Source organism: Qipengyuania polymorpha, assembly GCF_019711435.1.
GTDB lineage: Bacteria > Pseudomonadota > Alphaproteobacteria > Sphingomonadales > Sphingomonadaceae > Qipengyuania > Qipengyuania polymorpha.
This window is the reverse complement of sequence record NZ_JAIGNK010000003.1, coordinates 281,359-301,517: the sequence shown is the minus strand read 5'-3', so window position 1 is coordinate 301,517 and position 20,159 is coordinate 281,359. Positions and strand designations below refer to the sequence as shown.

Sequence of the window (20,159 nt, the reverse complement as noted above, 5' to 3'; positions counted from 1 at the left end):
GGCGCTAGATGGCTCCCATGTCGAAGGCGTCCAGCAGGCCCTCGCCGTGACGCGCGGTGGCGGTCTGCGACTGGGTCATCGCATCGAGATCGATTTCGCCTTCCGCGTGCATATGCTCGACGTAGAATTTCCAGTGGCGATAGGGAATGAAGATATAGGCGAGGCCAAAGGTCGCCGAGATCAGCAGGAAGTCGACGAGGTAGAGGACAATCCAGTCGCTCGTCCGCGCACGGAAGCTGAATTCCACATCGCCCCAGCGCATGGTGTGGACCGCCTCGCGGAAGAACTTGGCGTAAAAGGCTACCGATAGGAGCGGCATGCCGAAATAGATGAACAGCACCAGCACGATTGCGCTGATGGCCACCACTGCTCCCGCCCCGCCTTCGAGGTCTGCACTCTGAAACGCGATGCCCATGGGAATGAGCAGCAGCAGCGGCACGTAAAAGAGCAGGAAGCGCTTGTAGATTGGCGCGGGTTCGGCGTCGGACTCGACTTGGTAGGGGCCGAAGCTCATCTCCCGCCAGCGCTCGTTCCACAGGCTCGTCATGGTCCAGGGAATAAGGAGGCCGACGGGCAGGATCCCTACCAACCAGCGCCAGAAATAGGACCAGCCATAGACGAAGCCGGGATTGTCGCTGCCGCCGCGGATGCCGCGCCAGCGGGTGCGCGAGAGGCGGTACCGCATGGCGCGAAACCGCGCGACGCCCGACAGGTACCAGGAGGCGAGGAACAGGATGATACCCATCACCAGCACATAATCCTGCATCCCGCGAAAAATCATTCCGCTCGCGATGAACTGGAGGATGACGAAGGGGATGCCGAGGATGATTGCCACGATGAGGAAGCCGAAGAACAGCTCGCGCCCCTCGCCGGTCCACTCCAGCCGCTCGTCGACGAAGCTGGTGTGCGACCAAAGGTACTGGCGCTCGCGCGTGGTCGCCCAGAACCGGTAAATGCCCAGCGTGACGATGGTCAGCAGCAGGTTCGGAAAGGCAATCTTGGCAAAATCCTGCCAATTGCCATCGAAACGGAAGGCGTTGTTCGCCTTCTCCTTGATATCAGCCATGGAAAGTAAACGACCCCGCAACCCGAATAAAAACGTGAAATCCCGTTCACATGTAAGCATTCTAGGTGCGGGGCCGCCAAGTCAAGCGAGGGGCAATTTTAGTCGCGCTGGAAAATGTCCTCGATGGCCATTTCGAACACGTCGGCAATCTTGAAGGCGAGCGGCAGCGACGGGTCGTAGCGGCCCTTCTCGATGGCATTGACGCTCTGGCGACTGACTTCGAGCCGGTCGGCAAGGTCCTGCTGGCTCCAGTCGCGTTCCGCGCGGAGCACCTTCAGGCGGTTGTTCACAGCGACCCCCAGGTGCCATGGGTGATGCGGTTGGAAACCGCGCCGATGAACTGTCCGCCGAAGAAGGCCACCGCGAACCAGTAGGCCGGGATATGCGGCACGACCTCGCCCGCTTCGAGGAAACCCCAGATGGTTGCGAAGCCCAAGGCAAAGCCGGTCGCAATCAGCGTCTGGCGCACGATGAGCATGCGGATGAATTCGTCCTTCTCGTCGAGGATGAGGCGGCCAATGGCCCAGAACACGCCGCAGATGGCGAGCCCCGGCATGACCGAGAGGCCGGCGCGCACGGCGAGCGCGGGATCGTTGTCCCTGAGCATGCTCACCTGCAGCGCGATGACCACAAGGTAGAGCGAGGAGAAAATGGCGACCCGCTTGATATAGAGCCGCTGCGCCTCGCCCCGTCCGTTGCACTTGCCCTTGCGGTTGGCCGCGCGGATGGTCTGGAAGAACAGCGCGGCCGGGATGACCATCAGGATGAGCGTGGTCGAGGCGTTGATGGCGTCGGTGAGCGCGAGCGCCATGACCATGCCGAAGGTGGCGAAGGTCAGCCCTGCCCAGACGGGGACCGAAGTGCGCAGCCCCGAAGTTTCAGCCGCGCTCATGCCGCTTTCCGCTTCAGTAGATTGCAGGAACGCTCACTACGCAGCCATGCGTGGGGGAACAGGGCGAGAAGGAGAAAGGGCGAATATTGTGCCACCTCTTCGGGCACGTATTCGAAGACCGAAAGGAGCGCGATGCCGATCATGGCAAATGCGAGGAGGAGGGGTGCGCGATATTGCTTCATGGGAAGTGTCCTTTGCTTGATGTAAAGCTTGTTTGTCATTTGGTTCGGCGTTTGTCAAGCGTGCTTTCCAAAACGGAGCGAGTGCTTGTCAGGCATGAGATTGGAGCTTGTCATTTGCCTGCCATCCGGCGCAGGCAGGAAGCCGCGAAGAGGAGAGCGCATTTATGTCCCTGACCGAACCGCCCGCATCGCCGAAGCTGCCCGCGCTCGACCGCCGGAGCCTGCTCAAGGGCGGGGTGCTGGGCGGAGGACTTCTGGCAGCACCGCTCGCCGCGCAGCAGGGTCCGGGCGCCTCGGGATTCACGCATGGGGTCGCGAGCGGGGAGCCGGGGCACAATCGCGTGCTCTTATGGACGCGCTATGTGCACTCGCAGGACGCGAGGCTGACGTGGCAGATGCTCACGCCTGATGCGAATATGCGCGTGGTGGCGGAAGGGCAGGTGACGGCCTCGCCCGAGAATGACTTCTGCGCCAAGGCATGGGCGGAGGGCCTGGAGCCGGGCCAATGGTATTATTTCCGCTTCATTGCGCCCGACGGTTCGATGTCGGACCTGGGGCGCACACGCACGCTTCCCGATGGGCCGACCGCAAGCTGGAAGATGGCGGTCTTCTCCTGCTCGAACATCGGCTTCGGCTGGTTCAACGCTTACCGGCATGCTGCCGAAGCCGACGAGTTCGACTGTGCGCTGCACCTCGGTGATTATTTCTACGAATATCCCGCCGGCACCTATCCTTCAGCGCGCGAGACAATCGCGGGACGCGATGTACTGCCGGACAGCGAATCAGTCTCGCTTGCGCAATACCGCAACCGCTTTGCGCTCTACCGCGAGGACCGCGACCTCCAGCGCCTCCACCAGCTCTACCCGATGATTTCCGGCTGGGACGACCACGAGAGCACCAACGACAGCTGGGAAGGCGGCGCGCAGAACCACCAGCCGGAAAGCGAAGGCGAATGGTCGGTTCGCAAGGCTGCGGCAATGAAAGCCTATCGTGAATGGATGCCCGTTTCGGACGAGCCCTGGGCCGAATACAGGGTCGGCAATCTCGCAACATTGTTCCGCCTGGAGACGCGCCTGTCGCACCGGGCAAAACAGTTCGATTACAACGCTTTGCTGCGCAGCATTTCTTCTCCCGAAGAGGCTGTTGCGAGGCTCGCAGCGTTCCGTGACGGCGACTATCTCGACCCCTCGCGTGAGGTGCTCGGGAGCTCGCAGCAAGGCTGGCTTGCCAATGGTCTCACGTCTTCACGAAAGGACGGGACCGTGTGGCAGGTGCTTGTGCAGCAAGTGCTGATGGGGAGAACGGCGTCTGCCACGCAGCTTACCGACACATTGCCCGACAACCTCCCCGACTACATCCTCGAACGCGTCCGCGCAGGCGCTCTCGCGAGCCGCGCCGAACTGCCCTTGAACATGGATGCGTGGGATGGCTATCCCGCTGCCCGGCAGCGGCTCTACGAAGCGGCGCTGGCAGCCGACGCGAACCTCGTCAGCCTTGCGGGCGACACGCACAACGCATGGGCCTTCGACCTGTCGCATGGCGGCGAAAAGGTCGGCGTTGAGTTCGGCGGCCATTCGGTGACCTCGCCCGGCTTCGAAGGCTACTTGCCTCAACTTCCTCCCGCAGCCGTCGCCAAGGCCATGGTCGAGCGCAATTCCGAACTCAAATGGATGGACGCCTCGCAGCGCGGCTACATGGCGGTCGAACTGACCCCGACCCGCGCGACGAGCGAATATCGCTTTCTTTCGAGCGTCCGCGACAAGGGGGCGGGCATAGTCTCGACCAAGCGCATCTCGACACTCGCTGGCGCGCGCGTGCTCGACATGGGTTGAGGAATCGGGGGCCGCGCGCTATCTCGCTTGCCATGACGCTGCTCAGCATCACGACCACTACTACCACCACCCCGGTGCTCCGGGGGCGGATGCGCGCGAGCTAAGCGACGCACCGCCACCCGGTTTCGGGTGGCAGGCGTTTCCTCCCGAAATCGCGATTTTCTCTTAAACGCCGCTTCAAGCGCGTGGCCATCTGTGTCATGGCGCGCGCCAAGGAAACGGACGAGACGATGACGGAACTTCTCAAGATCAGCCTGCCCGATGGTTCGGTGCGCGAAATGGAACCGGGCAGCACGCCAGCCGATGTCGCCGCCGCAATCGGCCCCGGCCTCGCCAAGGCCGCGATTGCCGCGCGCGTCGACGGTGAATTGCGTGACATCAACCGCCCCTTCGAAGGCGATGCCGAGCTTGCGCTGGTAACGAGCCGCGACGAGGAAGACGCGCTCGAACTCGCGCGCCACGATTTCGCGCATGTTCTAGCCGAGGCCGTGCAGTCGCTCTTCCCAGGCACGCAGATTACCTTCGGCCCGGCGACCGACGACGGCTTCTATTACGATGTGAAAGCGCCCGACACGCGCGAGCCGTTCTCGATGGACGACCTCCCCGCGATCGAGGAGGAAATGCGCCGCATCATCAAGGCCGACAAGCCATTGAAGCGCGAAGTCTGGAGCCGCCAGCAGCTGATCGACAAGTGGGAAGCCGAGGGCGAGGTCTTCAAGGCCGAATGGGCCAGGGAACTGCCCGAGGACGAGGAACTCACGGTCTACTGGTCGGGCGAAGACTGGCTCGACATGTGCCGCGGCCCGCATCTTGCCTCCACCGGCAAGCTCGACCCGCAGGCCTTCAAGCTGATGCGCGTCGCCGGTGCCTATTGGCGCGGCGACCAGAAGAACGCGCAGCTCACGCGCATCTACGGCACGGGCTGGCTCAACAAGAAGCAATTGAACGCGCACCTGACGCGGCTGGAAGAAGCCGCCAAGCGCGACCACCGCAAGCTGGGCCGCGAGATGGACCTCTTCCACTTGCAGGAAGAGGCGCATGGCAGCGTTTTCTGGCACCCCAATGGCTACCGCATCTGGCGCGAACTCGAAGCCTATATGCGCCGCAAGATGGACGGCGCAGGCTATCGCGAGATCAAGACGCCGCAGCTGATGGACGTGCGCCAGTGGACCGCTTCGGGCCATTGGGGCAAATATGCCGAGAACATGTTCGCCGTCCCCGACATCGTGCCAGATGTGGACGATAGCGGCGCCGCCTCGGCCCATCCCAAGGTGGCGGACGATGCCGACTGGATGGCCATCAAGCCGATGAATTGCCCGGCCCACGTGCTGGTCTTCAAGCAGGGCATCACTTCCTATCGCGACCTCCCCATCCGCCTTGGCGAAATGGGCTGCTGCCACCGCAACGAACCGCATGGCGCGCTCCATGGCCTCATGCGCGTGCGCCAGTTCACGCAGGACGATGCGCATATCTTCTGCACCGAAAGCCAGGTGGTCGAAGAGGTCCGCGCCTTCTGCAAGCTGGCGGAAAGCGTCTACAAGGACTTCGGCTTCACCTTCGCCATCAAGCTCGCGCTGCGCCCCGAAAAGCGCCTCGGCTCGGATGCCGACTGGGACAAGGCCGAGCAGGAACTGCGCGATGCCGTCGAAGAGGCGGGCATGATGAACGAGGAATTCGGCTGGGAAGAATTGCCCGGCGAAGGCGCCTTCTATGCCCCCAAGCTCGAATGGCACCTCACCGATGCCATCGGCCGTACCTGGCAGGTCGGCACGATCCAGGGCGACCGCGTGCTGCCCGAACGCCTCGACGCAAGCTATGTCGGCGAAGATGGCGAGAAGCACCGTCCGGTCATGCTGCACCGCGCGATCTTCGGCTCTTACGAACGCTTTATCGGCATCCTCATCGAGCATTACGCCGGCCGCATGCCCGTGTGGCTCGCCCCGACGCAGGCGGTGGTCGCAACCATCGTTTCCGACGCGGACGACTATGCGAAGGAAGCGGTCGCCAAGCTGGAAGCAGCGGGTATCCGCGTATCGAGCGACCTTCGGAACGAGAAGATCAACTACAAGGTGCGCGAGCACAGCCACGCCAAGGTCCCGCACCTGCTGGTGGTCGGCAATCGCGAGGCCGAGGAAGGCACCGTCGCCGTCCGTACGCTGGGCCAGCAGCACCAGAAGGTGATGAGCCTCGAGGAAGCGATTGCGATGCTGAAGGCCGAAGCGACCCCGCCGGACCTGCGGGACTAATCTTCCGTGCTCCGGCGATTGGGACTTGCGGCGCTGGTCGCCGTGCTGGCCGGCCTGCTCGTCCTTGCGCTCGGCTATTCCAACGCCCGCGCGGACCCGATTGTGCGCGAGGCTTATGTACCGGTAACCGGCTGGCCGCAGGGCGAGGCGCCGATCAAGGTGCTCGCCCTGTCGGATGTCCATGTCGCAGGTCCCGACATGCCGCCTTCTCGGGTAGAGCGCATCGCGGGGCAATTGAACGCGCTTTCGCCCGACCTCATCCTCCTTTCGGGCGATCTCATCAGTGAAAAACGCACCGCAACGAAGCTCTATAACGAGGAGGAAGTCGCGGCACCCTTCGCCACTTTCCAAGCGCGCTTCGGTATGGTGGTTGCTCCCGGTAATCACGACCATTGGGTCGATCTAGGCGCGATGGTCACCGCGCTCGAGGGCCACGGCATCACGGTCCTGAGAAACGAGGCGGTGAAGCGAGGACCGCTGCTCATCGGCGCGGTCGATGACGACTACACCGGCCACGACGATGTGCCCGCAACCTTTGCCGCGCTCGGTGAGCTGGGCGAGGGACCGGCGGTGGTGGTCAGCCACACTCCCGACATCGTGCCCGACCTCCCGCGAGCGGTCGCGGCGGTCTTCGCCGGGCACACGCATTGCGGGCAGATCAGCCTTCCCGTCATCGGCCCGATTTCGACGCTCTCGCGCTATGGCGACCGCTTCGCCTGCGGCATGATACGCGATAGCGGGCAGACGGTTTTCGTGGGTGCGGGACTCGGAACCAGCATTCTGCCGCTGCGCTTTGGCGCGCCGCCTGATGTGTGGCTGGTGACGCTGGGGCCGCCCCGATGATGGGTCTGGAATATTCGATTCTGCAGGTCGCCGCCGCACTGCTCGCCGCCTTCGGCTCGGCCTTCGTGCGCGGGCTTACGGGCTTCGGCATGGCCATCCTCATCGTGCCGGTGCTGGCGCTTGCCCTGTCGCCCGTCGATGCAGTGCTGCTGACGAACTTCCTCTCGGTCTTCATCGGCCTGTCCGAGATTCGTCGCCTGCTGCGTGGAGCCGAGAAGTCGGCCTGGGCCATCATCGCTCTGGTGGCGGTGACGACGCCTGTCGGGCTCTACCTGCTCAGCATCACCTCGCCCTCGATTGCGCGCGTCGTGATAGCCCTCATCGCCCTCTCGGCCTTCCTCGCGATCCTCCTGCCGCGCCGCAAGGCGCTCGAGCATCATCCGGCCACCACCGGCGGGGTCGGCGTGCTTTCGGGCCTGATGACGGGATATGCCGGAATGCCCGGCCCGCCGGTCGTGCCCTATTACGTCGGGCGTGACATCCCGCGCGAGACGGCCAAGGCCTCGATGCTGCTCATCTTCACCTGCGCCTCGACCACGGGCCTTGTCAGCGGCACTGCGTTGGGCGTGCTCGACTGGAAACTCGCGCTGCTGGCGCTCCTGCTCTTCCCCGCCGTGCTCTTCGGTAACTGGCTCGGCAACAAGGCCTCGGGCAGCATCGAGGACCGCACATGGCGCATCTGCGTCGGGCTGGTGCTGGCCGGGGCCGCGCTGGCGGCGCTGTGGAAGGCCTTCGCCTAGATGCTTGGCCTGCCTCCCGAAGCGATCGGCATCGCCCTGTTGACCGCGCTCGCGGCGGGCTTCGTGCGCGGGCTTGCGGGGTTCGGCCTGTCGGTGGTCATCGTGCCAGTGCTCGCGCTGACCATCGCGCCCAAAGAGGCAGTGCTGGTCGGCAATGTCTCGCTCTTCCTCATCGGACTAACCGACATCGGCCGCATCAGGCGCGAGGCGGACCGATCGGCCATCCCGATTACCTTGCTGGCTCTGGCCTCTATGCCGCTCGGCCTGTGGGCGCTGGTGACGCTGAGCGCGGACTGGGCTCGGTTGCTGATAGCCTGTGTATCGCTCGGCGCCTTCGTGCTGGTGGTCGTGCCGCTGGGCAAGGTCGCCATGCCGAGGAAGCCCGCGATGGGCCTTTCGGGAATCTTCACCGGCTTCTTCGGAGGCTTTGCCGGAATGCCCGGCCCGGGAATGGCGCCCTTCTATTTGCGCGGACGGCTCGAACCACGCGTGGCACGCGCTTCGATGATGGCGATCTTCCTCGTGCTGACGCCGCTCTCTTCTGCGCTCTTCATCGCGCTTGGCGTAGGAGGGATGCGTGAAGTGCTGCTGGCCCTCCTGCTCTTCCCTGCGGTGCTGGTGGGAGACCTCATCGGTCATGCCGCTTTCGGGCGCGTCTCGGCGCGCCAATGGCAGGTCAGCGTCGCGCTCGTACTGGGCGGCGCGGCGGCAGGAGCCGTGTGGAAGCTGTTAGAGGGGTAGCGCGGGGCCGGCGAGGACCAGCGCGAAACCGCAGCCGCTCACCAATGCAACGCGCACCATCTCGCCCAGCGGGAGCGCCGGTACGTGGGTGCGTGCGAGAGCGATTGCCTTGGCCATCTCGCGGATTGTCCCCCCAAATTCCTAACGAAGCGTTAAGCCTGACCTCGTGATGACGGCATTTGCTGGCTCGCGCAATGAAAACCCCCTCCGCCTGCCAGAACAGAGTCGCCACGCAGGCCGATAGTTGCGCGGTCGGGGAAAAGCTCGGCAATGGCCGCAACTCCGCCCTCGTCATGCGGGCTGCCGAAGGTCGGTACCACGACGAGGTGGCTGGTGACGGCGAAATTGGCGTAGCTAGCCGGCTCGATATGGTCGCCGCTGGTGACGAGGCCGGGCGAGGGGATTTCCTTCACCGTCACGCCCATCGCCTCGGCGCGGGCTTTGGCGTCGGCGTAGATGGCGGCGTTGGGGTCGTCCTTGCCGGTAGCGCGCGGCAGGGCCAGCGTGTTGGGGGCCACGAAGCGCGCGAGATTGTCGACATGGCCGTCGGTGTGGTCGTTGATGAGACCGTCGCCCAGCCACAGCACGCGGGTGAACCCGAGGTCGCGCTTGAGGCGCTCCTCGATGTCCTCGCGTGATAAACGTGGGTTGCGGTTGGGATTGAGCAGGCATTGCTCGGTGGTTGCGACGAGGCCGGTGCCGTCGCCGTCGATGGCCCCGCCCTCGAGAATCCAGTCGGAGACTTCGAGCGGGAGGTCCGCATCCTCCGCCAGTTCGGCGCCCACGGTCTGGTCGCCTTCCATCAGGTATTTGCCGCCCCAGCCATTGAAGCCGAAGCGGCGCGCGGCGCGATTGCCCGCGCCATCGGTGAGCACCAGTGGCCCCGTATCGCGCAGCCAGACATCGCCATATTCGCGCCGCTCGAGCTTTACCGCACCGCCGACGAGGTCGCGCGCGCGTTGCTCGTTATTGGCATCGCGCACCAGCAGGCGGACCTCCTGCCCGCTCTCGGCCACGGCATTGGCGAAAGCGGCAATCTGCTCCTGCGCTGCGGGAAGCACTTCGGGCCATTCGTCGGCATCGTGCGGGAAGCCGATCCACAACCAGTCCTGCGGGGCCCATTCAGGGGGCATGGTCCATTTCGGTGTAGCGTTCATGGCGGAGCGGTTAGGCCCGCCGGTCGGGCCTAGGCAACAAAAAAGGGGACACCGAAGTGCCCCCTTCCTGTTTGCATTTCGCCCTTATCAGGCGTCGGCACTTTCGCCTTCATCCTTGGACTTGCGGTTTGCCGGAAGCGCCTTGGGCTCTTCACCGGCGTCATCCGCATCGTCGTCCGAGGCGAGGCCTGCGGTCTGCTCGGCCGGACCCTTTACGAGGCTGTTGAGGCTCGAGCCGTCGAGGCCCAGTTCCTTCATCAGCCCGTCGAGCACTGGTGCCTGCGCGCGGTAGGCCAGCGCGGCGCTGACCGCGTCGGTGGCAAGGTTGCCCGAGCCTCCGCCCGAACCGGCTGCACCCGAGGGCGCGCCTTTTCCGCCGCCATTCGTGAGCCCGTCGACCTGGACGATCTTGATGCTCTCGATGGCTTCCATGGGCTTGGCGCTTTCGCGCACCAGGTCCGGCAAGACCTTGAGCAGCGCCAGCTTGGTCTGCAGGCTGACCTGGCCCGAGGACAGGATGTTCGCCGCCTCGTTGATGGCCTTCTGACCGGCTGCCTCGACTTCGAAGCGGACGCGTGCAGCTTCGGCCCGCAGCTTCTCGGCCTCGGCCTCACCCTGCGCTTCGAGGCGCAGTGCTTCGGCGCGGTTGGTGGCAGCGTCCTTCTCGGCCTCGGCTTCCACGCGGACGCTGATGGCGTCGCGTTCTGCCTGTTTCGAAGCCTCGATGAGCTCGATGCGCTTCATACGCTCGGCAATCTCGGTTTCGCGGCTGGTCGAGACCTGCTCCTCGGCGGCAACCGCCTTGGCGCGGGCTTCATCGGCTTCCGCCTTGGCCTGGCTTTCCTCGCGGCTCTTGTTCTGGACCGCGATCTGCTGCTCCTGGCGGGCGATTTCGAGTGCACGCTGCTGGTCGATCCGCGCCTCTTCGACGAGACGGTCGGCTTCGATCTGCTGGGCGTCGACCTGCTTCTTCGCCTCGATCCGGGCAGCGTCGGCCTCGCGGCTGCGCTCTGCCTGTTCACGGGCGATTTCCGAGGACTGCGCGGCGCGGCGGATCTCCACCTCGCGCTCCTGCTGGAGGCGGGCGTATTCCTTGTCGCGCCCGATTTCGAAGCTCTTGGCGTCCGCCTCGAGGTTCTTCGTCTCCATCTGAACGCGCGTGTCCTGCTCGATGTCGTTGCGCAGTTTCTTGCGCGCCTCGATCTGCTCGGTCAGCTTGGTGAGACCTTCGGCGTCGAAGGCGTTGTTGGCGTTGAAGTGCTCGATGCTGGTCTGGTCGAGACCGGTCAGCGAGACCGATTCCAGTTCCAGGCCGTTCATGGCGAGGTCGTTCGACGACACCTGCTGCACCTTCTGGACGAAGTCGGCACGCTGCTCGTGCAGCTCGTTCATCGTCATGCCGGCTGCGACGGAGCGCAGTGCGTCGACGAACTTGCCTTCGACGAGGTCCTTCAGGGCTTCGGGCTGCATCGTGCGCTGGCCCAGCGTCTGTGCCGCCATGGCGATGGCTTCGCTGTCGGGCTTCACACGCACGTAGAACTCGGCCTTCACATCGATGCGCAGGCGATCGAGTGTAATCAGCGCCTCGCCATCCCTGCGGACAACACTGAGCACCAGCGTGTTCATGTTGACCGGCATGGTTTCGTGCAGGACCGGATAGACGATAGCGCCGCCGTTCATGACGACTTTCTCGCCACCCACGCCGGTGCGGACGAAGGCTACTTCCTTCGATGCGCGGCGATAGAGTTTCGCCAGTGTGAAGCCGATGATGAGAAGGAGGAGTAAGCCTCCGCCTCCATATACGGCGATGTTGGTAAGATTATCCATTGCTCCTCCTTATTGGTTGACTTGTGTTGGCGACAGGCGGCGCTCGGCGAGCGCGGTCGCATAGAATGTGTTGCCCTCGCGGCGGACGAGGAGGACCTCGTCGCCCGCGTGGATTTCGGATGCTTCCTCATGCGGCTCGACCATCACGAAGTGCGACTGGCCATGCACATCTTTCACCTTGGCGCGGGCGGGCGAACCAGCGCGCGCCACGCCGTCGGTAATCCGTGCGCGGCGGCCGACCAGGCTTGCAGTGCTCACCGCAGTGGTGTGGTCGTTCGGCATGATCGCGCCTAGCGGCCGGGCAAGTATTCCGGTGACCGGCAGTGCGGCCCCTCCGGCAATGAGCGCGGCGAGCCACACGTAAAGCGGCGAGCCCGTCATGCTTTGCGCCAGCCCCTGCACGCCGATACCGATGCCTGCGAACAGGAACATGTAGAGCGCCAGCCAGATGGTCAGCGGAACGCGCCCGATGCCGAGCAGCGTGAACAGCCCGTCGAGCGCGCTTCCCTCGATGGCAGCGTCGCCATCGACATCGGCGTCCACATCGACTTCGGCGTCGAACATGTCCGTCAGCCCAACCATCTGGGCGATTGCCAGCACGAGCATGAAGACCAGCGCGGCCGCAAACGGCATGTTGTGCGGCTCCAGCAGAGTCATGGTGTCCCCCTTTCCTATGCGCAGGAAATAGCTGCCCTCAGCCGTGGCTGAAAGCGTATCGTCCTACTGTTGTATCCATGTCATTCACCTAGCAGAAATGTGCGGTGAACCGTAGGAATATGCGACGAACCGAGTTCGATTTTCCCCGCTATTCTACGGGTTTGACTTCGCTAGGGTGCTTTTCGACTTCAGGCGGGCGTGATGCGCAGCGGCAGCGTCTTCAGGCCGCCGACAAAGGTCGATTTGGAACGTGCCGGTTCGCCTGCCAGTTCGACGCTTTCGATGCGGTCGAGCAGGACTTCGAACAGGATGCGCATCTCCAGTCTCGCCAGATGCAGGCCGAGGCATTGGTGCGCGCCGGCCCCGAAGGCGAGGTGGCGGTTGGGGCTGCGGCTGGCGTCGAATTTTCGCGGGGATTCGAACTGCGCGGGGTCGTGATTAGCCGCGACATAGTTCAGCATCAGCCAGTCGCCTTTCGCGATTTTCTGCCCGCCGACTTCGGTGTCCTCGGCCGCGGTGCGCATGAAGTGCTGCACGGGGCTCGTCCAGCGGATGGCTTCCTCGACGATGCCGGGGAGCAGCGAGCGGTCCTCGCGCACGCGCGCCCATTGCTCGGGGTCCTGCGCCAGCGCCAGCATCGCGCCCGCTGTGCTCGCGCTGGTGGTGTCGTGCCCTGCCGCTGCCACGATAATGTAATAGCCCATCATGTCGCGGTCGTTGAGCGGTTCGCCGTCGACGGTGGCATTGGCGATGGTGCTCGCGACATCCTCGGTCGGATTGGCGCGCTTTTCCGCCGTAAGCTTGGCGAAGTAAGCCTCGAAATCTTTCACCGCGCCCGCGACCAGCTGGGTGATGGCCTCGGGCGGCAAATCCTTCATGCCCGACTGGTTCAAATCCTCGTCCTGTCCGCCGAACATTTGCTGCGTGAGCATCAGCATGCGCGGTTCGTCCTCTTCGGGCACGCCGAGAATTTGCATCACGACGTGGAGCGGATAGGGCTGCGAGACCAGTTTGCAGAAGTCGGCTTCCGGTCCCGCCTGAACCAGCCGGTCCACAGTTTTCACCGCCAGTTCGCGCACTTCGCCTTCTATCTGGCGCAGGTTCTTGGGCATGAACCATTCCTGCGTCAGCTTGCGGTATTTCATGTGGATGGGCGCGTCGAAGGTGACGAGGCTGGCGACCATATGCGGGCTGCCACCGGTCAGGTTCTTCGCAAACTGGATGGCTTCGTTGAGCGCGAAGACGACCGTCTGCGGATTGTTGAGGAAGGTCGCATTGTCCTTCGAAATCCGCATCACATCGTCATAGCGCGTGACCAGCCAGAAGGGCGGATGGCGACCCTCGGCGTCCTCGACCCAGGCGACCGGGTTCTCCTCACGCAAGCGGTCGAAAGTGTCGAGCAGAGGATCCCACTTGGCGTAGCTCTCCGGCGAAATCACTTCGTATCCGGTCGCTGCATCGAGCCGGGGTTTCGCCGCGCTTGCCATTATGCGCTCTCCGTCTCTGCTTCCGCCTTCGCCAGGTATTCGTCGCGCAGCTCGCGCTTGTAGAGCTTGCCGTTGGCCTCGCGCGGCAATTCGGGGCGGAAGTCGAACAGCTTGGGCATCTTTATTTTGGAGAGGTTGGGCGCGAGGAAATCGCGCAGCTCCGCCTCCAGCTCCTCGCCAGCCTCGCCCATGTCCATCGGCTGGACCACCGCGACGACCTTTTCGCCGAAATCGGGACAGGGCGCGCCGATGACTGCGGCATCCATCACCTTGTCATGCGTCACCAGCAGGTTCTCGATTTCCTGAGGGTAGATGTTGACCCCGCCGGAAATGATCATGTGGCTCTTGCGATCGGTGAGGTAGAGATAGCCGTCCTCGTCGACATGGCCGATATCGCCCAGCGTCATCCAGCCCTTGGGGTGCATGGCATCGGCGGTCTTTTCCGGGTCGTTGTGATAGGTCGGGATGAGGTCGTTCTCGAAGAACAGTAGACCGTCCTGCCCCGCCTCGAGTTCCTCTCCCTCGGGACCGCAGACGTGGATGGTGCCGTGGATGGCCTTGCCGACGCTGCCGGGATGGGTGAGCCAGTCCTCGGCCTTGATGAGCGTCATGCCGATGCCTTCCGATCCGGCGTAATATTCGTTGATGATGGGGCCCCACCATTCGATCATCGCGCGCTTGATGGGCACGGGGCAGGGCGCGGCGGCGTGAAGCGCGCGCTGGTGGCTGGAAAGATCGTGGCCCTCGCGCTCTTCGGGCTCCAGCTTGAGCATGCGGACGAAATGCGTCGGCACCCACTGGCTGTCGGTGACGCGGTAGCGCTCGATGGTCTCCAGCGCGTCGATGGGGTCGAATTTTTCCATCACCACCACCGTTCCGCCGAGCCGGTGCGCGGTCGTGCACCAGCCGAGCGGCGCAGCATGATAGAGCGGCGCGGGCGAGAGATAGACCATGCTGCCATCGGCGGGCATGCCTGCGCCCATCACGGCAAGGCCCACCAGCGGGTTCACCGCAAGGATGTCGTCATCGGGCGGCGGGGCGGGCCGCACGCCCTTGGGCGCGCCGGTCGTGCCCGAGGAATAGAGCATGTACTGTCCCGGTGCCTGGTCTTCGATCGGCTCCGAGGATTGTGCGGCGAGCAGGGTCTCGAAATTCTCCTCGCCCTCGCCGCCGAGCACAAGGATGTCGATGCCGCCGCAATTTGCGCGAATATCCTCGATACGGTCGTCGAATTTGGTGCTGGTGATGAGCAGCTTCACGCCCGCATCCTTGAGGATGTAGCAAATCTCCGGCGCGGTCAGGCGGGTGGCGACGGGCACCATCATCGTGCCTGCCCGCTGCGAGCCCCACACGATGGGCAGGTAATGGATGTTGTTTTCCATCAGCACCGCGAAATGGTCGCCGCGCTTCAGCCCTTTCGAGCGCAACAAATGGGCCATGTGGTTCGCGTAGACGTCCATCTGGCCATAGGTCATCACCTCGCCGCTGCCGGCCATGATGATGGCGGGGTGGTCTGGTCGCGCGCTCGCATGCGTAATCGGGTGCATCGGCCGTCCTCTCTCCTTAGCTGGCGGTCCGCTTTGGCGCAGACTCGTCCAGTTGCATCGAGAAACGTAACCGGCTGAGGAGCAAGGGCAAGAAAAAAGGCGGCCGGGTAAAACCCGCCGCCTCTTTCCGCAGTCCCGAAGGGCCCGAGAGCCCCTCTCCCTTTTATTCCTCGTCGTGACCGCCCTGGCCACCTTCACCCATGGCGAGGGCGAATGCTGCCTGTGCCTGCGATTCGACCATGTAGGGAACCGGGTTCACGGCCTGGCCGTCGATGCGGACTTCATAGTGAAGGTGCGGGCCGGTCGAACGGCCGGTCGAACCGACGTAGCCGATAAGCTCGCCCTTCTTGACCCAGGTGCCGTCGGCAACCGCGATGCGCGACATGTGGGCATAACGCGTCTGGATGCGGGCACCGTGCTCGATGGAAACATAATTGCCGTAGCTCGAAAAACGCTCGGCCTTGGAAACATAACCATCGGCGGTGGCGTAGATCGGCGTGCCGGTGGGGGCGGCGAGGTCGACGCCCTTGTGGCCCATGCGGCGCTTGAGCACCGGATGCGTACGGTCACCATAATCGCTGGTCATGCGCGCATCTTCGAGCGGCATGCGCGAAGGCACCGAAACAACCGGGCGCGTGTTGACGACCGGCTGGCTGGGGTCTTCCCACTTGGCGAAGAGCTCGGTGAACTGGGCGTCGCCTTCTTTGGTAGCGGCGGCGGAAACCTTCGACAGGTCGATAGCGCCCACGGCAGTGTCGTTCGCCTGCGCCGGCGAAGCGGCGATGGTGAAAACTGCTGCAGTCATGGTGAAAGCAAGCGAAGTGCGCTTGGTGTTCATGCTAAACCCGTCCGTCCAGCGCTTCCAGGAAGCGCCCCTTGTCCCTGACCGTTTCGGGCGTCCCGGCCCGTTCGGTCCTTAATTCGTCACTGCCGGAACCCCCCGGCGTCTCGTGAGTATGGTTTTTGCCAGAAAAGGTTAATCAGGCAATACCAGCGTAGAAGTCCCGCGACAAACCGGCTGCCGAACGCGCCGAGTCGTTGAACGGTGGCTTCAGCCCCCCTGAAAAATGCGTTTTGACCAAATTCTGCCATGATTCCGGCGGGTTCTCGCCGCGAGCGCTACAAATATCGCGAAAATGCTTGGAGCCGTAGGCGACGTGGCGGATTTCGTCGTCAAGGATTCGTTTGAGAATTTTCGCACCGTTTTCATCACCTTGCGCGCGCACTCTTTCGAGCGTGGCGGGAGTAACATCCAATCCGCGCGCCTCCAGAACCATGGGAACGATCGCAAGGCGAGCTGCGACGTCGTGAGCGGTGTCTTGCGCCGCGCTCCACAGCCCGTCGTGCGCAGGCAACGCTCCGTAGTAGGAGCCCAGCGAATCGAGTTTCCGCTCCAGCAGCGCGAAGTGCATCGCCTCGTCCGCAGCGACAGAAAGGAAATCGGAAACAAAGACTTGGCCCATCGATTCCCCGAATCGCCCGGCCATATCGAGCGCGAGGTCGATGGCGACGAATTCGATATGCGCAAGCGCATGCCACAGCGCGATGCGGCCCTTCTCGCTGCCGCCCTTGCCGCGCCGCGGCATGTCGCGGGGGAGTCGCAAGTCGAGGTTCTCCGGCCATTCGGGGCGCTCGGGCATGGGGCAGTCGAAGGTGAAGTCGAGCTTCCCCTGCCGCCAGTCGCGCACCAGCTTGCGGGTGACGAAGACCTTGCCCCTCTTGTCGCCTGTCAAAAGGCAGTCGCGAATGGCACAGGAGAGAGAAGTCATGCGTTGCGGGCGGCTTCGAGCACTTCCTCGGCGTGGCCCTTCACGCGGACCTTGGGCCAGATGCGAAGAATCTTGCCGTCCTCATCCAGCAAATAGGTTGAGCGGATCATGCCCATATAGGTCCGGCCGTAATTCTTCTTCTCGCCCCAGACGCCGAGCGTGTCGGAAAGGCCGCCCTCCTCCGCATCGGTGGCGAGGTCGACCGTGAGGTCGTGCTTGGCAATGAAGTTCTGGTGCTTCTTCGCCGAATCCTTGCTCACGCCGAGGAGGTAGGTGCCCGCCTTCTCGAACTCGGGTTTCAGCGCGGTGAAATCCTTCGCCTCGGTGGTGCAGCCGGGTGTGTTGTCCTTGGGGTAGAAGAAGATGACTGCCTTCTTGCCGGAAAGGTCCGCCTTGGTGACGGTGCCGCCGTCGGGGGTTTCCATGGTGAAATCGGGGAAGGCGTCGCCTTCTGCGTAAGTCGTCATCAATCCAGCTCCAAAGTCTCGCCAAAAATGTCCTGCCATCTGGCCGCCACTTGCTGCCGCGCTTCGGTGAAGCGGGCGGTGAGGGCCGCGAAATCCTCCGCCTCGCACAGCCGCGCGAGGATGGCCTGCGGTGCCTCGCCGGGAATGGCGAGATCGGGTGCGAGGAGGCGCGTACCCACCAGCAGCCGTGTCATCAAGGCATGGGCGGTCTGCAGGTCCTCCAGTTGCGGGAGAGCGGCCAGCGCCTCTTCCAGATTGGCGCTCAGTCCCTCGCGGTCGCGCAGCTGGAGGAAGTGGACGAGGAATTCCAAGTCCACCAGCCCGCCGCGCAGCAGCTTGGCGTCGAGCGGACCCTTGGCGGGTTTGTGCTCCGCCATCTCGCCGCGCATCTTGAGGAGGTCGGTCTTGAGCTTGGCCTCGTCCCTCTCGCGGCAAAGCACATCGGACAGGATGGCCTCGACCTTGGCCCGCGCTTCCTCGCTGCCAGTGAGCGCGCGGGCGCGGGTCAGCGCCATGTGCTCCCAGGTCCAGGCGTCTTCCTTCTGGTAGCGCTCGAAACTGTCGAGACTGACCGCCAGCGGCCCCTGCGCGCCCTGTGGCCTCAACCTCGTGTCGACCTCGTAAAGCGCGCCTTCGGCGGTCGGGACCGACAGTGCGGCGCTCACCCGCTGGGCGAGGCGGTTGAAGTAGAGCGTTGCGCCCAAGGGCCTGTCGCCATCGCTCTCCGTCTCGTGACTGCCTGTGAAGAGATAGACGATGTCGAGGTCCGAGGCATAGGTCAGCAGCCCTCCGCCGAGCCGCCCCAGCCCGAGCACCAGCAGTTCGCCGTTTGCAATGCGGCCATGCTTGTTGGCAAATTCCTTCTCGGCGGCTTCCTGCGCACTTTCCATCGCGGCTTCGGCGACGCGGCACAGTGCAGCCGCGATGTCGAGCGGGTCGTGCGCCGCTTCGATCAATTGGACGCCCAATGCGAAGCGCGTTTCGCCGGTGACGATGCGGATGCGGTCGAGGCGGTCTTCGTAAGTGTCGCCGCGTTCGGACCGGCGCATCGCCTCGGCAAGCTCCTCGCGGCTGCCCGGCAGGTCCAGCGCGCTGCGGTCTATCAGCGCATCGACCAGCGCCGGATTGCGCGCAATCGCATCGGCCAGCGGCGGTGCAAGCGTCAGGCAATCGGCGAGCAATTGCATGAGACCCGGCCGCGCTTCCAGCAGGCGGAAGAGGTTGATGGCGGTCGGCAGGCGCGAGAGCAGCGTCTCCCACCGCGCCACCGCCCGCTCCGGCTCGGGCGAGGCGGCGAGCGATTCGAGCAAGGTGGGGCGAATGGCCTCGAAGGCGGAATTCGCCGCCGGACTGCGCAGCGGGGCATAGCGGCCATCGGTCCATTCGCCGACCCGCGCCTTCAATTCGGGCGAGAGTTGTGCGGATCGGGCTGGGGCCTCGACATGGGGGCTGTCGGCAGGGACTGAGACTTCGTCCTCGGCGAGCAGCGCGTCATAGCGCTCGGCCACCGGCGCGGTGAGGCTGGTGATGTGTTCGAGCCATGCGGCTCCATCATCGAAGCCGTCGAGCCGCGCGACATTGTCGAGCGCCTCGCCTGTAGGAATGCTGTGCGTCTGTTGGTCGGTAACCATCTGCAACCGGTGCTCGATGCGCCGCAAACCGTCATAGCTTGCCCCCAAAGCCGCCGCATCATCCGCACCAATCCGCCCCGTTGCCGCCAGCGCATCGAGCGCGGCGCGGGTGTGCTTGTGCCTGAGCGTCGGGTCGCGCCCGCCGTGGATGAGCTGGTGCGTCTGCGCGAAGAACTCGACTTCGCGGATGCCGCCGCGGCCCAGTTTGACGTTGTAACCGGGCTCCGGCGCAATCGGGCCGGACTGCTTGTCGCGGATGCGGTGGGTCAGGCGCCGCACTTCGTCGATGGCACCGAAATCGAGGCTGCGGCGCCAGACGAAGGGGCGGATGTGGTCGAGAAAGGCCTCGCCTGCCGCGATGTCCCCCGCGCAGGCGCGCGCGCGGATGAAGGCCGCGCGCTCCCACGCCAGCGCGCTGCTTTCGTAATGGGTGATGGCCGCGTCGAGCGGGATGGCGAGCGGGCTGACCTCGCTCGCCGGACGCAGCCGCAAATCGACGCGGAAGACGTAGCCTTCGCTGGTGACGTCGCTGAGCAGGCGCACCACTTCGCGGGCATAGCGCTGTGCCGCCTCGCCCGGCTCGTCACGCTCGCGGCGGGGCAGGGTTTGCGGGTCGTAGAGCAGGATGGGGTCGATGTCGGAGGAGTAATTGAGCTCGCCCGCCCCGTGCTTGCCCAGCGCGAGGCCAATCATCCCGTCCGCCTCCGCGCCCTCGACCCGCCGCGCAATCGCCGCCTCGATGGCGCGGTGCAGCGCGCGGTCGGCGAAGAGCGAGAGTTCGCGCATCACCTTCGCAAGGTCGAACCCGCCTGCAAGGTCGCCGATGGCGAGCACCAGCCCCAGCGCGCGTTTCTCGCGCCTGAGAGCGAGTCCCGTGTCCTCGATACTTTCGCCCGCTGCCTTGGCCCGGGTCAGCGCGCGATCGCCATCCCCATTGCCCAGCAATGCCGCCAGCTCGGCGTGCTTCTCCAGCCCGCGCGCGAGGAAAGGCGCGTGCGCGCGGGCTCTCTCTATCGCTCCGGACCAGTCGGCACTCATGAATGCGGCTCTGCCCAAGCGCAGGCCGCCGCGCAAG

At 64.4% G+C, this 20,159-nt stretch carries 19 protein-coding genes; 5 read left to right on the top strand and 14 right to left on the bottom strand.

Annotation, left to right across the window (positions count from 1 at the left end):
- Positions 1 to 4: 4 nt before the first annotated feature.
- From K3152_RS10225 to K3152_RS10210, 4 genes are all read right to left on the bottom strand, one after another.
- Positions 5 to 1,066: a YjgN family protein gene (locus tag K3152_RS10225; protein ID WP_221574014.1), complete on the bottom strand. Its 1,062-nt coding sequence runs from the start codon at positions 1,064 to 1,066 to the stop codon at positions 5 to 7.
- Between the two features lie 98 nt (positions 1,067 to 1,164).
- A complete protein-coding gene (locus K3152_RS10220) occupies positions 1,165 to 1,356 on the bottom strand; it encodes a helix-turn-helix transcriptional regulator (RefSeq protein ID WP_221574013.1) in 192 nt (63 codons plus the stop codon).
- Positions 1,353 to 1,958, bottom strand: coding sequence for a hypothetical protein (locus K3152_RS10215; protein WP_221574012.1), 606 nt, complete (start codon positions 1,956 to 1,958; stop codon positions 1,353 to 1,355). Before K3152_RS10215 ends, K3152_RS10220 begins: the two co-directional genes overlap by 4 nt.
- Entirely contained in the window at positions 1,955 to 2,140 is a 186-nt protein-coding gene (locus K3152_RS10210; RefSeq protein WP_221574011.1) for a hypothetical protein, read from the bottom strand. The genes K3152_RS10215 and K3152_RS10210 overlap by 4 nt, the downstream gene beginning before the upstream one ends.
- A 164-nt stretch (positions 2,141 to 2,304) precedes the next feature.
- Here K3152_RS10210 and K3152_RS10205 point away from each other — a divergent pair, with 164 nt between their 5' ends.
- From K3152_RS10205 to K3152_RS10185, 5 genes are all read left to right on the top strand, one after another.
- Positions 2,305 to 3,972: an alkaline phosphatase D family protein gene (locus K3152_RS10205; protein WP_221574010.1), complete on the top strand. Its 1,668-nt coding sequence runs from the start codon at positions 2,305 to 2,307 to the stop codon at positions 3,970 to 3,972.
- A 230-nt stretch (positions 3,973 to 4,202) separates the two neighbouring features.
- Positions 4,203 to 6,218, top strand: a complete 2,016-nt coding sequence (gene thrS / locus K3152_RS10200) for a threonine--tRNA ligase (RefSeq protein ID WP_221574382.1) — start codon at positions 4,203 to 4,205, stop codon at positions 6,216 to 6,218.
- A 6-nt stretch (positions 6,219 to 6,224) separates the two neighbouring features.
- Positions 6,225 to 7,061 (top strand): metallophosphoesterase, encoded by an 837-nt coding sequence (locus K3152_RS10195; protein ID WP_345719796.1) that lies wholly within the window; start codon positions 6,225 to 6,227, stop codon positions 7,059 to 7,061.
- Complete coding sequence (locus K3152_RS10190) at positions 7,058 to 7,801, top strand: sulfite exporter TauE/SafE family protein (RefSeq protein ID WP_221574009.1); 744 nt, start codon at positions 7,058 to 7,060, stop codon at positions 7,799 to 7,801. Before K3152_RS10195 ends, K3152_RS10190 begins: the two co-directional genes overlap by 4 nt.
- Positions 7,802 to 8,542, top strand: coding sequence for a sulfite exporter TauE/SafE family protein (locus tag K3152_RS10185; RefSeq protein WP_221574008.1), 741 nt, complete (start codon positions 7,802 to 7,804; stop codon positions 8,540 to 8,542). It abuts the gene before it with no gap.
- Here the strand turns inward: K3152_RS10185 and K3152_RS14300 are convergent.
- From K3152_RS14300 to K3152_RS10140, 10 genes are all read right to left on the bottom strand, one after another.
- Complete coding sequence (locus K3152_RS14300) at positions 8,531 to 8,659, bottom strand: hypothetical protein (RefSeq protein WP_282098361.1); 129 nt, start codon at positions 8,657 to 8,659, stop codon at positions 8,531 to 8,533. The genes K3152_RS10185 and K3152_RS14300 overlap by 12 nt on opposite strands.
- A 35-nt stretch (positions 8,660 to 8,694) precedes the next feature.
- Positions 8,695 to 9,699, bottom strand: coding sequence for an agmatine deiminase family protein (locus K3152_RS10180; protein ID WP_221574007.1), 1,005 nt, complete (start codon positions 9,697 to 9,699; stop codon positions 8,695 to 8,697).
- A gap of 87 nt (positions 9,700 to 9,786) precedes the next feature.
- Positions 9,787 to 11,526: a flotillin family protein gene (locus K3152_RS10175; RefSeq protein WP_221574006.1), complete on the bottom strand. Its 1,740-nt coding sequence runs from the start codon at positions 11,524 to 11,526 to the stop codon at positions 9,787 to 9,789.
- A gap of 9 nt (positions 11,527 to 11,535) precedes the next feature.
- On the bottom strand, positions 11,536 to 12,183 hold the full coding sequence (locus tag K3152_RS10170) for a YqiJ family protein (protein ID WP_221574005.1): 648 nt from the start codon (positions 12,181 to 12,183) through the stop codon (positions 11,536 to 11,538).
- A gap of 188 nt (positions 12,184 to 12,371) precedes the next feature.
- Positions 12,372 to 13,670 (bottom strand): cytochrome P450, encoded by a 1,299-nt coding sequence (locus tag K3152_RS10165; protein ID WP_221574004.1) that lies wholly within the window; start codon positions 13,668 to 13,670, stop codon positions 12,372 to 12,374.
- The gene (locus K3152_RS10160; RefSeq protein WP_221574003.1) at positions 13,670 to 15,217 is read right to left on the bottom strand and encodes an acyl-CoA synthetase; all 1,548 of its coding nucleotides are present in this window, start codon (positions 15,215 to 15,217) and stop codon (positions 13,670 to 13,672) included. Before K3152_RS10160 ends, K3152_RS10165 begins: the two co-directional genes overlap by 1 nt.
- Positions 15,218 to 15,380: 163 nt before the next feature.
- Entirely contained in the window at positions 15,381 to 16,055 is a 675-nt protein-coding gene (locus K3152_RS10155; protein ID WP_221574002.1) for a M23 family metallopeptidase, read from the bottom strand.
- 142 nt (positions 16,056 to 16,197) lie between these two features.
- Positions 16,198 to 16,986, bottom strand: coding sequence for a ferritin-like domain-containing protein (locus K3152_RS10150; RefSeq protein WP_221574001.1), 789 nt, complete (start codon positions 16,984 to 16,986; stop codon positions 16,198 to 16,200).
- Positions 16,983 to 17,453, bottom strand: coding sequence for a peroxiredoxin (locus K3152_RS10145; RefSeq protein WP_221574000.1), 471 nt, complete (start codon positions 17,451 to 17,453; stop codon positions 16,983 to 16,985). Before K3152_RS10145 ends, K3152_RS10150 begins: the two co-directional genes overlap by 4 nt.
- The gene (locus tag K3152_RS10140) at positions 17,453 to 20,122 is read right to left on the bottom strand and encodes a bifunctional [glutamine synthetase] adenylyltransferase/[glutamine synthetase]-adenylyl-L-tyrosine phosphorylase (protein WP_221573999.1); all 2,670 of its coding nucleotides are present in this window, start codon (positions 20,120 to 20,122) and stop codon (positions 17,453 to 17,455) included. The genes K3152_RS10145 and K3152_RS10140 overlap by 1 nt, the downstream gene beginning before the upstream one ends.
- Positions 20,123 to 20,159: the final 37 nt, after the last annotated feature.

Bases quoted from the DNA above. Each gene is read 5' to 3' on its own strand.
- K3152_RS10225 (WP_221574014.1), bottom strand. From the start codon at position 1,066: ATGGCTGATATCAAGGAGAAGGCGAACAACGCCTTCCGTTTCGATGGC.
- K3152_RS10215 (WP_221574012.1), bottom strand. From the start codon at position 1,958: ATGAGCGCGGCTGAAACTTCGGGGCTGCGCACTTCGGTCCCCGTCTGG.
- K3152_RS10210 (WP_221574011.1), bottom strand. From the start codon at position 2,140: ATGAAGCAATATCGCGCACCCCTCCTCCTCGCATTTGCCATGATCGGC.
- K3152_RS10205 (WP_221574010.1), top strand. From the start codon at position 2,305: ATGTCCCTGACCGAACCGCCCGCATCGCCGAAGCTGCCCGCGCTCGAC.
- thrS (WP_221574382.1), top strand. From the start codon at position 4,203: ATGACGGAACTTCTCAAGATCAGCCTGCCCGATGGTTCGGTGCGCGAA.
- K3152_RS10190 (WP_221574009.1), top strand. From the start codon at position 7,058: ATGATGGGTCTGGAATATTCGATTCTGCAGGTCGCCGCCGCACTGCTC.
- K3152_RS10185 (WP_221574008.1), top strand. From the start codon at position 7,802: ATGCTTGGCCTGCCTCCCGAAGCGATCGGCATCGCCCTGTTGACCGCG.
- K3152_RS14300 (WP_282098361.1), bottom strand. From the start codon at position 8,659: ATGGCCAAGGCAATCGCTCTCGCACGCACCCACGTACCGGCGCTCCCG.
- K3152_RS10180 (WP_221574007.1), bottom strand. From the start codon at position 9,699: ATGAACGCTACACCGAAATGGACCATGCCCCCTGAATGGGCCCCGCAG.
- K3152_RS10175 (WP_221574006.1), bottom strand. From the start codon at position 11,526: ATGGATAATCTTACCAACATCGCCGTATATGGAGGCGGAGGCTTACTC.
- K3152_RS10170 (WP_221574005.1), bottom strand. From the start codon at position 12,183: ATGACTCTGCTGGAGCCGCACAACATGCCGTTTGCGGCCGCGCTGGTC.
- K3152_RS10165 (WP_221574004.1), bottom strand. From the start codon at position 13,670: ATGGCAAGCGCGGCGAAACCCCGGCTCGATGCAGCGACCGGATACGAA.
- K3152_RS10160 (WP_221574003.1), bottom strand. From the start codon at position 15,217: ATGCACCCGATTACGCATGCGAGCGCGCGACCAGACCACCCCGCCATC.
- K3152_RS10155 (WP_221574002.1), bottom strand. From the start codon at position 16,055: ATGAACACCAAGCGCACTTCGCTTGCTTTCACCATGACTGCAGCAGTT.
- K3152_RS10150 (WP_221574001.1), bottom strand. From the start codon at position 16,986: ATGACTTCTCTCTCCTGTGCCATTCGCGACTGCCTTTTGACAGGCGAC.
- K3152_RS10145 (WP_221574000.1), bottom strand. From the start codon at position 17,453: ATGACGACTTACGCAGAAGGCGACGCCTTCCCCGATTTCACCATGGAA.
- K3152_RS10140 (WP_221573999.1), bottom strand. From the start codon at position 20,122: ATGAGTGCCGACTGGTCCGGAGCGATAGAGAGAGCCCGCGCGCACGCG.